Source organism: Ramlibacter sp., assembly GCF_029866045.1.
Classification (GTDB): Bacteria; Pseudomonadota; Gammaproteobacteria; order Burkholderiales; family Burkholderiaceae_C; genus Ramlibacter.
Window position 1 is genome coordinate 1 of the sequence record NZ_JARXAB010000100.1, and the last position, 12648, is coordinate 12648.

The following is a 12648-nucleotide window of genomic DNA, read 5'->3' on the forward strand; positions in this document are numbered from 1 at the left end:
GAGTCCAGAGCCCATGGAGTCGGGCGCTCATGGGAGCCCGGTCTTGCTCCGTCCGTGGTTGAAGCTGTCAAAATGACCTCGACCAAATGAGCGGAGCTCTCTTGTGCAACGACGCAACCTGCTGGCCTACCTGACCCTTGCGGCGGCAACGCCTTTGGCCCCTGCGCAGTCGCCCATGCCGATTGCCGATGCACACAACCACCTGGGCCTACTTCGGAAGAACACGGATTCGGTTCCGAAGCTGGCGACGCTGCTGCGCGAATCGGGTGTCCACCTGCTGTCCTGGACCATTGTTCCCGACGCGCCTTTCTTGTGCACCACCCCCCGCGGTATCGAACAGGCGCGCCCGGTCAAACCCGGCGAGCTTGCAATGTCGTATCGGATACAGATCCTCAGTGCCAACTCGGCCATCCTGGGTAACGTCCCCGTTGTGCGGACGCTTGAGGACCTAACCAAATCAAGCGCCGAGCCCTCCATCGTTCTGACCACCGAGGGGGCAGACTTTCTGGAGGGCTCGCTCGAGGGCCTGGCGCTGGCGTACGCGCAGGGCATCAGGCATGTGCAGCTGGTGCACTATGTCCAAAGCCCGGTCGGTGATTTGCAGACCGAGCGCCCCCTGCATGGGGGCTTGTCTGATTTCGGCAAGCGCCTCGTCCGTGCACTCAACGACGAGGGCATGCTGGTCGACCTCGCGCATTCGTCGGGCAACGCGATCGACCAGGCCCTGGAGATATCCCGCGTGCCGATGATCTGGTCGCATGGCTTTGTCACTGGCAGCGAACCCAGCTGGACCGTCGGCGGCTGGAGGGCTCGGGGTCTTGCGCTGGCCCACGCAAGGAAGATCGCGGGCAAGGGCGGCTCGATCGGCTTGTGGGGCTTGGGTTCCTCCTTTGGTGGTGGTGGCCTCGATGGCTATGCCAGCGAGATCATCCGCATGGTGTCGCTGCTGGGCCCTGAGCATGTGATGTTCGGCTCTGACGAGGATGGTCTGCCCTCTGGCGCGGTGATCGACCAGTTGCTTGATCTGCGCAAGGTCGTGGACATCCTGGCCCGTCGGGGCGTGGAGGAGAAGGTTCTGCGAGCGGTTGCTTTCGGTAACTACCAGCGCTGCCTGCGGCTGGCGATGGAGGGGCGCAGGGTCTAGCTTTCTCGCCCTGCACAAGGACCACAATCGGGTTCATGACCGTCCACACCATCCTCAAAATGGGCGACCCGCGCTTGCTGCGAGTGGCCCAGCCTGTGACCGAATTCGATACCGACGACCTGCACTGGCTGGTACGCGACATGTTTGACACCATGGCCGCAGCCAACGGCGCCGGGTTGGCCGCGCCGCAGATCGGGGTCGATTTGCAACTGGTGATCTTCGGCACAGACGCACCCAACCCGCGCTACCCGGATGCGCCCATCGTGCCCCGCACGGTGCTGGTCAATCCGGTGATCGAACCCCTGGGCGCCGAGGAAGAAGAAGGCTGGGAAGGCTGCCTGTCGGTGCCCGGCTTGCGCGGCGTGGTGCCGCGCTGGAAAAAGATCCGCTACACCGGCTTTGACCCGTTCGGCGAACCCATCGACCGCGTGGTCGAGGGCTTTCACGCCCGGGTGGTGCAGCACGAGTGCGACCACCTGCAGGGGGTGCTCTACCCGATGCGGGTGCGCGACTTCAGCCGCTTCGGTTTTACCGAGGTCCTGTTTCCTGGCTTGGACGCCGGAGAAGACGACTGACGCCCGTCCTTGGCATTGCCGTCGCCGATGCCGATGCCATTTCCATTCGCGTTCCCATTCCCGTTCCCGTTCACGAGCGGGTCATGGCCCCCTCGCAGGTCCAGGGTCAGTGAAACGCCGGCTCCAAGGCCACACCCTCCACCATGAGCCGAATGAGGTAGCGGAACTCCTCGGGGTCGTAGTCGGCGTTGGCCTGGTGCATCACGCTGCGGTTGTCCCAGATCACCACGTCGCCGACGCGCCACTTGTGGCGGTACTCGTACCTGGGCTGGATCGCGTGCTCGTACAGCTTTTCGATCAGCGCATAGCCCTCGTCGTCGGGCATCCCCTCCACGCCCTCCATGCGCCCGGTGTTGAGGTAGACGGCGGGACGCCCACTGTCGGGGTGGCGAATCACCAGGGGCTGGCGGGTCCTGGGGATCTTGGCCAGTTGCTCTTCGTTCAGTGCGATGAAACTGCGCGGGCTGCGCGAGCTCTGGTGGACATGCACGGAGAAGCGTTTATTGCATTCGGCTTTGGCCGCCTCGTCGAGGTCGTCAAAGGCGCGGCGCACGTCGACAAACTGGGTGTCGCCGCCATAAGAGGGAATCTCCAGCGCGTGCAGTGCGGTGGCTTTGGGGGGCACCGGGAAGTTGGAGTGGTCGGTGTGATAGTTCTCCCCGCGGACCTGCAGCTTGCCGTTCTTGCGAGGCAGGTCACGGGTGGAGTTGAACCCGACCATCGGGTAGTCCGGCAGCGTGAACTTGTCATGCTGCTGGGGCATGAGCGGGCCGAAGTTTCCGATCGCAGCCATGAACTGCGGCGGATCGAGCTGCTGGCCCGGGAAGCACAGCACCGCATGCTCGGCCAGCAGCCGGTTGATTTCGGCGCGTTCGTCGGTCGACAGCGGCTTGGACAGGTCCAGGCCCGTCACCTCCATGCCGATCACCGCGTCCGCCTTCTTGGTCTGGATCGTCATTCCCGCAAGCTCCTTGGCGTTTGACTCAATCGACCTTGATGGAAGTCTGCTTGGCAACGGCTGCCCAGCGCTGGGTTTCGTCGGCCATCAGGCGGGCGAAGTCGGCCCGAGACATCGGCGTGGGATCAGCGCCTTCGCCGGCCAGGCGCTTCTTGATGTCGGGAGAGGTCAACACCGCGTTGATTTCCTTGTTGAGAGAATCGACCAAGGCGGTGGGTGTGTTGGCCGGTGCGAGCAGCCCCCACCAGTTGCCCACTTCGACGTCGATACCGCCTTCTTTCAGGGTGGGCACATCCGGAATCAGGTCGATGCGCTTGGCAGAGGCCACGCCCAGGAGCTTGACCTTGCCCGCCTGCAGCATGGGCTGCATCTGGATGTAGCTACCCAAGGTGGCCTGCACATGGCCGGCGGCGACGTCGTTGAGGGCCGGGCCGCCGCCTTTGTAGTGGATCAGGGTGATGTCGGCGCCGGTCTTGGTCTTGATCAACTCGACGGCGAAGTGCTGGAAGCTGGCGGCACCCGAGGTGCTGAAATTGACCACGCCCCTGTTCTTCTTGGTGTATTCGACCAACTCTTTCATCGTGTTGGGCGGGAAGGCGGAATTGGCGACCACCACGCTCGGGCCCATGCCCAGCATGGCGATCGGGGTGAAGGACTTCACCGGGTCAAACGGCAGCTTCATGACGGCCGAGTTCATGGTGAAGGTCGACGAAATGAGCAGCAGCGTGTTGCCATCGGGCTCCGCGCGAGCTGCGTTGGCAGCGCCGATGCTGCCGCCACCCCCGAGCACGTTTTCGACCACCACCGAGCGCTTGAGGCGGATCGACAGTTGTTGGGCCAGGACGCGTCCAACGATGTCGTTGCTGCCGCCAGTGGCGAAGGGAATGATGATCTTGATCGGCTTGCCGTCTTGGGCGAGGGCCTGGCTGGCCGGCCAGGCGGCCAGGGCGCCGATGCCGCCGGCGAGGGCCGATTGGAATTGGCGCCGGGTGAGGCGAGAGCTGTTCTGGGTCATGTTTGGTCTCCTGTTAACGCGTGAGGTGGGCGCGGGCTCGGGCCCTCGTTGCGAATAAGATGTCGGAATGGACAGCGAATGAATTTTGACTTCCGATATATACCGCGGGCGCGTCCGAACCGTACCTAGGATTTTCGCCAACCGGCTGCAGTAACCCTTGTATCGACTCGACCATGAAAAAGATCTACGTGCTCGACGCCTTTCACCCCGCGGGTCCGCAATGGCTGGCATCCCGGGCGGAGGTGATTCACTTTAACGACCCGCGCTCGGCAAACTGGCATGAAGACGCCGACGGCGTCATGATTCGCATGAAGCCGATGACCGCAGACGAGATGCAGCGCGCCAAAAAGTTGCGTGCCATCGTCAAGCAGGGCGTGGGCATTGAAGCCATCGATTTGAAGGCCGCAGCAGCCAAAGGCATCGTGGTGGCCAACACGCCTGGCATCAATGCGGATGCCGTCTGCGAAATGACGCTGGCGTTGGCCCTGGCGGTCTCCCGCCGGCTCGGGCAGTTGGACCGTATGGTGCGCGCCGGCGATCCGATCGAGCGTCCCAAGTTTCTGGGCATTGCCTTGCAGGGAAAGACGGTGGGCGTGATCGGCATGGGCAATATTGGCGTTCGTGTCGCAGCCACGTTCCAAGCCGCCCTCGGCTGCAAGATCCTCGCCTACGACCCGTTCTACCAGCCAGCCTCACCCGCGCGCGACCCCTGGGCTGCGATCCCTCATGAGCGCGTGCACGACCTGGCCGCCCTCTGGCCGCGCCTCGACCTGGTGAGCGTCCATGTGCCTCTGACCGATGTCACGCGACACATGCTGGGCCGCGCGGAGCTGGCCGCCATGCCCCCCGGCGCCATCGTGGTGAACGTCTCCCGCGGCGGTGTCGTCGACGAGCAGGCCCTGTATGAATCCATCCGCGACGGCCATACCTTCGGTGCCGGCATCGACGTTTGGGAGGAGCGTGAGCCGCCCGACGCCAGCCACCCGCTGCTGTCCCTGCCCACCGTGGTGGCCACGCCGCATGCGGCCGGCGGCACCCGAGAGACCCAGGAGATGGCCTCCCTGCAGGTCGCGCAGGAACTCCTCAAGATTCTCGAGGGCGGCGAGCCGCTGTCCCGCGTCGCCTGAGTCCGCCCGCATTCCAATCACCCCCCCAAAGTCAGACTGACCATGCCCCAACTTCTTCCCGTCAATCCCGTCAAGCAACGCCTGCGCGCCGGCGATGCCGCGCTTGGTATGAACATCCGCCTCGGTCGCTCCGCCGACATCGCACGGGTGGCCAAGGCCAGTGGCCACGACTTCATCTTCATTGATACCCAGCACTCGGTCTTCAACCTGGAGACCATCCATCACATCGCCCAGGCCGCGCTGGCCATCGGCATCGCACCCCTGGTGCGGGTCAAGGGCATCAACGACCCCGACGTGTCTTTGCTGCTGGACAACGCTGTCACCGGCATCGTCTACCCCGATATCAACAACGCCAAAGAGGCGCAGAAGGCCGTCGACGTCTGCCGCTTTGCGCCTTTAGGCAAGCGCTCCGTGGTGGGCGGCTACCCGCATTTCGACTACAAGTCGGTGCCGCTGTCGCAGGCCGTCGAAGAACTCAATGAGGCCTGCTTGTTGGTGTGCATGATCGAGACCGCCGAAGGCTTGGCCAACATCGAAGAGATTTGCGCAGTGCCTGGCATCGACGTGATTCACATGGGGACGAACGACTTTGCCGCCAACATTGGCAAGGCCGGCAAGTTCGACGACCCCGAGGTGGTGGCTGCGCAGGCGCGGGTGATCGAGGTGGCCCGCAAGCACGGCAAGTTTGCTGGCTGCGGTGGCAACCGGAATGTGGAGCGCCAGGTCAATGCCATTCGCAGTGGCGCTCAGTTCGTGACCACCCAGACCGACATCAGCTTCCTCATGGCCTCCGCCCAGGAATGGGTGGGCGGTGTGCGCGAAGCACTGGCCGCGGGCAACAAGTAGTCAGGCCGGCGAGGCCAGCGTTTCGAGCAATTCGGTCTCGATCTCGATCTGCGCTCGGCTTTGCTGCAGCTCGGGCCCGTCGATCAGGAAGGTGTCCTCGACGCGCTCGCCCAGGGTTGAAACCTTGGCCAGTTTCAGGTTGATCCGGTGCCGCGCCAGCACCCGGGCCACCGAGTACAGCAGGCCCACCCGGTCGCTCGCCGAGATGGACAGCAGCCAGCGCTGGGCTTTCTCGTCGGGGGCCAACGTGACGCGCGGCGCGATCGGGAAGCTCTTGACCCGGCGTGACACGCGTCCGCGGCTGGGCCCCGGCAGCGGCCCAGCCTCCGCCAGCACCTGACCGAGACCGGCTTCCCCCATCGAGACCAGCTCCCGGTAATGGTCTGGCAGCGAGGGGCTGACCACCTGGAAGGTGTCCAGTGCACGCTGGTCCTGGGTGGTGTGGATGCGTGCATCCAGAATGGAAAAGCCTGCCTGATCGAAGTAGCCGCAGATGCGGGCGAACAGGTCGGCCTGGTCGGGCGTGTAGACCAGCACCTGCAGCCCCTCGCCCAGGGGCGACACCCGGGCCCGCACCAGCGGATCGCCGGGGGCGCCGCCTTCAAGGCCGGCCAGGTGACGCGAGACATGTCGGGTGTGCCAGGCGATCTCGCTGGCGTCGTGGCGCATGAAATAACTCACGTCCAGCGTGGACCATAGCGTCTTGTGGGCGTCGTGAGGCACGGCGTACAGGCCCAGCTGCACCAGCGCCTCGCGCTGGCGCGAGGCCACCTCGGCGTCGCGGTCCGGTGCCCGCCCGCCCAGGGCGCGGACGGTGAACCTGTACAGGTCTTCCAGCAGCTTGCCTTTCCAGGCGTTCCAGACCTTGGGGCTGGTGCCGCGGATATCAGCCACTGTGAGCAGATAAAGCGCAGTGAGGTTGCGCTCGTTGCCCACGCGCTGGGCGAAACGCCCGATCACCTCGGGGTCTGACAGGTCTTGCTTCTGCGCGATATGGCTCATGGTCAGGTGCTCGCGCACCAGAAACTCGATCAGCTGCGCGTCTTCGCGGCCGATGCGGTGCTGCCGGCAGAAGGTGCGCACCTCGTACCCGCCCAGGTCGGAGTGGTCGCCGCCACGGCCCTTGGCGATGTCGTGGAACAAGGCGGCAACAAACAGCAGCCAGGGCTTGTCCCAGCCGCCCGCCAACTGCGAGCAGAAGGGGTACTCGTGGGCATGCTCGGGGATGAAGAAGCGCCGCACGTTCCGCAGCACCATCAGAATGTGCTGGTCTACCGTGTAGACGTGGAACAGGTCATGCTGCATCTGGCCCACGATGCGTCGGAAGGCCCACAGGTAGCGCCCCAGCACCGAGGTCTGGTTCATCAGGCGCATGGCGTGGGTGATGCCCTCATGCTCCATCAGGATCTTGCGGAAAGTCTCCCGGTTGACGGGGTCGGCGCGAAAGCGCCCGTCCATGACCCGGCGCGCGTTGTATAGGGCGCGCAGGGTTCGCGCCGACAGGCCATTGACGCCCGGCGTGGTCTGGTAGACAAGGAATGTCTCCAGGATGGCGTGCGGCTCACGCAGGTACAGGTCGTCGGCACAGACCTCGATCAGGCCCGCGTTGTTGGCAAACCGCGCGTTGATCGCCTGCGGCACATGCTGCTCGGGCTTGAGCCGCTCCTCGATATTGAGCAGCAAGATCTGATTGAGCTGGGTCACCGCCTTGGCCGCCCAGTAAAAGCGCCGCATCAGCACCTCGCTGGCGCGCTCGATCAGCCGTCCGCTCTCGCTGGTGCGACCCTCGTCACCAAAGGACTCGGCCACCGCCGTCTGCAGGTCGAAGACCAGCCGGTCCTCGCGTCGGCCGGCAATCAGGTGCAAGCGCGCGCGCAGCAACGACAACAAGGCCTCGTTGCGTTTGATTTGCCGGGCTTCGAAGGCAGTAGCCAGTCCCTTGCGGGCCAGTTCATCCCAGGTTTGACCCAAGCCGGCGGCACGCGCCACCCAGAGGATGACCTGCAAGTCCCGCAGGCCGCCGGGTGACTCTTTCACATTGGGTTCGAGCGAGTAGGGCGTGTTCTCGTACTTGGTGTGCCGCTGGCGCATCTCCGCCGTTTTGGCGATGAAGAAGGCGTGCGGGTCCATCGCGGCGGCAAAGCGGGCCTGGTAGGTGCGGTACAGGCCAGTGTGTCCCGCGACGCGCCGCGATTCGAGCAGCGAAGTCTGTACCGTGACGTCGCCGGCTGCCTGCTCCAGGCATTCGGAGAGGGTGCGTACGCTCGAGCCGATTTCCAGACCGGCGTCCCAGCAGTTGCCGATGAAGGATTCGAGCCTGGTCTGCAGCGCCGGGTCCGCGCCCGGCTGCGTGCCGTCCGGCATCAGCAGCAGCACGTCGATGTCCGAGTGCGGAAACAGCTCGCCCCGCCCGTAGCCGCCCACGGCCACCAGGGTGAAGCTGGCGGGCAAGCCCGATCGGGCCCACAGGGTACGCAGCGTGGCGTCAGCCTCGCGGGTCAGGCCCCGAAGCACCCGGTGGATGCCCCGCGCCGACGCCCCAGTTGTCTTCAGCGGCGCCAGACAGGCCGCCTTGCGGGCGCGCCAATCGTCCCGCAGGCTTGCCAGGTCGGCCGTTGACAACGGGGTAGGCAGGGTGCCGTTTGCGTTCATGGGCTCGTCCGGTCTGACTTCATCGGGACGTCGGGTGAGCCGGTCGGATCAAGCGGCTACAAAAGCCGGCGGCGGCGGGCTGCCCGCCGAGAGGGTGAGAACCTCGTAGCCGGTTTCGGTGACCAGCACCGTGTGCTCCCATTGGGCGGAGAGCGAGCGGTCGCGGGTGACGATGGTCCAGCCGTCATTGCCGTGCTCCTTCACCTCGCGACGGCCCAGGTTGATCATGGGCTCGATGGTGAAGGTCATGCCGGGTTTGAGCTCCTCGAGGGTGCCGGGCCGGCCGTAATGCAGCACCTGGGGCTCCTCGTGGAATTTGCGGCCGATGCCATGGCCGCAGAACTCGCGCACCACGGAAAAACCGTTTCCCTCGGCGAACTTCTGAATGGCGTGGCCAATGTCTCCCAGGCGGATGCCAGGCTTGACCTTGACGATGCCATGCCACATGGCCTCGAAGGTGAGCTGCACCAGGCGCTTGGCGGCGATGGAGGCATCGCCGACGACGAACATGCGGGAGGTGTCGCCGTACCAGCCGTCCTTGATGACGGTGACGTCCACGTTGACGATATCGCCCTTTTTCAGGGGCTTTTCGTTCGGGATGCCGTGGCAAACCACATGGTTGACCGAGGTGCACAGCGAGGCAGGGTAGGGAGGGTAACCCGGCGGCTGGTAGCCCAGGGTGGCTGAGACGCTGCCCTGTTTTTGCATGCACTCAGAGGCCAGGCGGTCGATCTCGAGGGTGGTGATGCCCGGCTGGATCAGCGGGGTCAGGTAATCCAGGACCTCAGAGGCCAGCCGGCAGGCGGTGCGCATGCCTTCGATCTCGGCGGCGTCCTTGTAAGTGATGCTCATGGAACGATTATCCCAGACGGGGCTGCGCCGCCCCGGAGGCTGTCGGAGCCTGATTCCGCAGCCGCCCGGTAAAATGCCGGGTTGCTCGAACAGGCCCCAACGTGACCCTGCACATCTCCGAATTCGAGGGCGGTCAGGCGCTCAGCGCCTTCCGCGTCCAGCAGCTGCTTCCCCGCCTGCAGGCTGTCCACGAACGCATCCTGGGCCTGTCGGCCCGCTTCATCCATTTGGCTGCCTGGGAGCAGGCGCCCGACGCCAGCGCCCGTGAGCGCCTGGCGGCCCTCCTCACCTATGGCGACCCGGCCGAGCCCCTGGCCCGCGCGAAGGACGAGAGCGGCGAGGTGGTGCTGGTCACGCCCCGTCTGGGCACCGTTTCTCCCTGGGCCTCCAAGGCCACCGACATCGCCCACAACTGCGGCCTGGGTCTGCGGCGGGTCGAGCGCATCGTCGAATACCGGGTCCATCCTCAGTTCGGCTGGCTGTCCGGCAAGGCCGGCATGAACCCGGAGCAGATGGCGGCGGTGGCTGCCCTTCTTCATGACCGCATGACCGAGTCGGTGGTGCAGGACCGGGCGCAGGCCCACGCCCTGTTCACCGCCTTGCAGGCGCCAGCCATGGAGCGGGTGGACCTGCTCGCGGGTGGCCGAGGCGCCTTGGAGGCGGCCAACATCCGCTTCGGCTTAGCGCTGGCCGACGACGAGATGGACTACCTGGTGGCGGCCTTCCAGAAGCTGGGGCGCAACCCGACCGATGTCGAGCTGATGATGTTCGCCCAGGCCAACAGCGAGCATTGCCGGCACAAGATCTTCAACGCGCGCTTCACCATCGACGGCCAGGACCAAGACCTGAGCCTGTTCGGGATGATCCGCAACACCCACCAAAAGCATCCCCAGCACACGGTGGTGGCCTATTCGGACAATGCCGCCGTCATGGAAGGCCATGAGGTCGAGCTGTTCCTGCCCCAGCCCCAGGCTGAAGGCGGGCCTGCGACCTACCAAGGACGCAGGGCCACCCAGCATGTGCTGATGAAGGTGGAGACACACAACCACCCGACCGCGATCTCGCCTTTTCCTGGGGCCTCCACCGGTGCCGGCGGCGAGATCCGCGACGAGGGCGCCACCGGCCGGGGCTCGCGCCCCAAAGCCGGGGTGACCGGTTTCTCGGTTTCACGTCTGTGGGAGGCGCCGCAAGCGCCCTCGTATGGCAAGCCGGCGCACATCGCCAGCCCGCTGCAGATCATGACCGAGGGCCCCTTGGGCGGTGCGGCTTTCAACAACGAGTTTGGCCGGCCCAACCTGGCGGGCTACTTCCGCGAGTACGAGCAGGTGGTGGACGGAGTGGTACGCGGCTACCACAAGCCCATCATGATTGCCGGCGGCCTGGGCGGTATTGACGCGGGCCTCACCCACAAGATCGAGTTCCCGCCCCGCACCCTGCTGGTGCAACTGGGCGGCCCTGGCATGCGCATCGGCATGGGCGGTGGCGCGGCCAGTTCCATGGCGACCGGCACCAATGCCGCCGAGCTTGACTTTGACTCGGTGCAGCGCGGCAACCCCGAGATCGAGCGCCGGGCGCAGGAGGTCATCAACCACTGCTGGAATTTGGGCGAGAACAACCCCATCCTCGCCATTCACGACGTGGGTGCGGGCGGCTTGTCCAACGCTTTCCCCGAGCTCACGAACGACGCCGGGCGCGGCGCGCGCTTCGATCTTTCCCAGGTGCCGCTGGAGGAAACCGGTCTGGCCCCGAAGGAGATTTGGTGCAACGAGAGCCAGGAGCGCTACGTGATGGCGATCGCGCCGGAGTCGCTCGCCCAGTTCCGCAGTTTCTGTGAGCGTGAGCGCTGCCCCTTCGCGGTGGTGGGCGTCGCGACCGCCGAGCGTCAGCTGGTGGTGGCCGACGACCAGAACGCCGCGGTGGACATGCCGATGGAAGTCCTTCTGGGCAAGGCACCCAAGATGCACCGCAAGGTCGCGCGCCTGGCGCGCAGCGTTGCGCCCCTGCAGCTCGATGGGGTGAGCCTGCCAGACTCGGTGATCCGCGTCCTCTCGCACCCCACGGTGGCATCGAAGCGCTTTTTGATCACCATCGGCGACCGTACCGTGGGCGCCATGACCCACCGCGACCAGATGGTCGGACCCTGGCAGGTGCCGGTGGCCGACGTGGCGGTGACCCTGGCCGACTACCGGGGCTTTGCCGGCGAGGCCATGGCCATGGGTGAACGCACCCCACTGGCCTCGGTCGATGGCCCGGCCTCGGGCCGCATGGCGGTGGCAGAAGCCATCACCAACCTGCTGGCCGCTCCCATCGAACTTCCCAAGGTCAAGCTCTCCGCCAACTGGATGGCCGCCTGCGGCGAACCGGGCGAAGACGCGGCCCTCTATGACACCGTGCGGGCCGTCGGGATGGAACTGTGCCCGGCGCTGGGCATCTCCATCCCGGTGGGCAAGGACAGCCTGTCCATGCGCACCCAGTGGCAGGAGGGCGGCGAGACGAAGAAGGTCACCTCTCCGGTGAGCCTGGTCATCACCGCCTTTGCCAGCCTCTCCGATGTACGGGGCACGCTCACCCCCCAGTTGGATGCGCAGCAGGACAGCACCCTCGTGCTGGTTGATCTGGGCAAGGGCCGAATGCGCATGGGGGGGTCGATCCTGGCCCAGGTGCTCAATCAGCCCGGCGGCGAGGTGCCCGACCTCGACGATGCACAAGACCTGGTTCATCTGGTCAACGCAGTCAACCAGCTGCGCGCTGAGGGCCGGATCCTCGCCTACCACGACCGCAGCGACGGAGGCCTGTTGGCAGCTGCCGCCGAGATGGGCTTTGCCGGCCAGGTGGGCGTCTCGCTCAATGTGGACATGCTGGTTACCGAGGGCGACGGCATCACCGACAGCCGGGCCGACCATGGCGACGCCAAGAACTGGGCGGGGCAGGTGAGCGCGCGGCGCGAGGAACTCACCCTCAAGGCCCTGTTCAACGAGGAACTGGGGGTGCTGCTCCAGGTGCCCACCGCGGTGCGCAACGAGGTGATGCAGGTGCTGCGCGCCCATGGCCTGTCGCGCCACAGCCACTTTGTCGGCATGACCCGCCCTGCGTCCTCGGCGATTGCGGTGGGCAAGGGCGAGCTGCAGGTCTGGCGTGACACCAAGGCGGTGTTCTCGGCCAAGCTGCCCGACCTGCACCAGGTCTGGGACAGCGTGAGCTGGAAGATCTGCCAGCAGCGGGACAACCCCGCTTGCGCCGACCAGGAGCACGCCGCCGCCGGCGACCCCACCGACCCGGGCCTGCAATTTGCGCCCAGCTTCGACGCCACCGACGACGTGGCCGCGCCGTATCTCAACCTCGCCCGGCCCCGCGTGGCCATCTTGCGCGAGCAGGGCGTCAACTCCCATGTGGAAATGGGCTACTGCTTCAACCTCGCCGGCTTCGAGGCGGTCGACGTGCACATGACCGACCTGCAGACTGGGCGCGCCACGCTGGCT

Annotated in this window: 9 protein-coding genes; 5 read left to right on the forward strand and 4 right to left on the reverse strand. The window is 65.7% G+C overall.

Annotation, left to right across the window (positions count from 1 at the left end):
* The first annotated feature begins 103 nt into the window (after positions 1-103).
* The gene (locus QE494_RS11255) at positions 104-1144 is read left to right on the forward strand and encodes a dipeptidase (RefSeq protein ID WP_300043381.1); all 1041 of its coding nucleotides are present in this window, start codon (positions 104-106) and stop codon (positions 1142-1144) included.
* A 35-nt stretch (positions 1145-1179) separates the two neighbouring features.
* Positions 1180-1719: a peptide deformylase gene (def, locus tag QE494_RS11260; protein WP_300043383.1), complete on the forward strand. Its 540-nt coding sequence runs from the start codon at positions 1180-1182 to the stop codon at positions 1717-1719.
* Between the two features lie 106 nt (positions 1720-1825).
* Here the strand turns inward: def and QE494_RS11265 are convergent, their stop codons facing one another.
* Positions 1826-2677 carry a TauD/TfdA family dioxygenase gene (locus QE494_RS11265; protein ID WP_300043385.1) on the reverse strand — a complete coding sequence of 284 codons (852 nt, stop codon included), beginning with the start codon at positions 2675-2677 and terminating at the stop codon, positions 1826-1828.
* Between the two features lie 25 nt (positions 2678-2702).
* The gene (locus tag QE494_RS11270; protein ID WP_300043386.1) at positions 2703-3692 is read right to left on the reverse strand and encodes a tripartite tricarboxylate transporter substrate binding protein; all 990 of its coding nucleotides are present in this window, start codon (positions 3690-3692) and stop codon (positions 2703-2705) included.
* Between the two features lie 173 nt (positions 3693-3865).
* On the opposite strand from QE494_RS11270, the gene QE494_RS11275 reads away from it, so the two are divergent.
* Positions 3866-4819 carry a hydroxyacid dehydrogenase gene (locus QE494_RS11275; protein ID WP_300043387.1) on the forward strand — a complete coding sequence of 318 codons (954 nt, stop codon included), beginning with the start codon at positions 3866-3868 and terminating at the stop codon, positions 4817-4819.
* A 42-nt stretch (positions 4820-4861) separates the two neighbouring features.
* Complete coding sequence (locus QE494_RS11280; protein ID WP_300043388.1) at positions 4862-5665, forward strand: HpcH/HpaI aldolase/citrate lyase family protein; 804 nt, start codon at positions 4862-4864, stop codon at positions 5663-5665.
* On the opposite strand, the gene QE494_RS11285 is transcribed toward QE494_RS11280, so the two are convergent.
* A complete protein-coding gene (locus QE494_RS11285; RefSeq protein WP_300043389.1) occupies positions 5666-8317 on the reverse strand; it encodes a [protein-PII] uridylyltransferase in 2652 nt (883 codons plus the stop codon).
* A gap of 48 nt (positions 8318-8365) precedes the next feature.
* Positions 8366-9169, reverse strand: a complete 804-nt coding sequence (gene map, locus QE494_RS11290) for a type I methionyl aminopeptidase (protein ID WP_300043391.1) — start codon at positions 9167-9169, stop codon at positions 8366-8368.
* Positions 9170-9270: 101 nt separating this feature from the next.
* Between map and purL the strand changes: the two genes are divergently transcribed.
* Positions 9271-12648: phosphoribosylformylglycinamidine synthase (gene purL, locus QE494_RS11295; RefSeq protein ID WP_300043393.1), on the forward strand; the 3378-nt coding region annotated here is incomplete at its 3' end.

What these genes read in the sequence shown, in the direction of transcription:
- def (WP_300043383.1), top strand. Translation starts at nt 1,180, where the DNA reads ATGACCGTCCACACCATCCTCAAAATGGGCGACCCGCGCTTGCTGCGA.
- QE494_RS11265 (WP_300043385.1), bottom strand. Translation starts at nt 2,677, where the DNA reads ATGACGATCCAGACCAAGAAGGCGGACGCGGTGATCGGCATGGAGGTG.
- QE494_RS11270 (WP_300043386.1), bottom strand. Translation starts at nt 3,692, where the DNA reads ATGACCCAGAACAGCTCTCGCCTCACCCGGCGCCAATTCCAATCGGCC.
- QE494_RS11275 (WP_300043387.1), top strand. Translation starts at nt 3,866, where the DNA reads ATGAAAAAGATCTACGTGCTCGACGCCTTTCACCCCGCGGGTCCGCAA.
- QE494_RS11280 (WP_300043388.1), top strand. Translation starts at nt 4,862, where the DNA reads ATGCCCCAACTTCTTCCCGTCAATCCCGTCAAGCAACGCCTGCGCGCC.
- QE494_RS11285 (WP_300043389.1), bottom strand. Translation starts at nt 8,317, where the DNA reads ATGAACGCAAACGGCACCCTGCCTACCCCGTTGTCAACGGCCGACCTG.
- map (WP_300043391.1), bottom strand. Translation starts at nt 9,169, where the DNA reads ATGAGCATCACTTACAAGGACGCCGCCGAGATCGAAGGCATGCGCACC.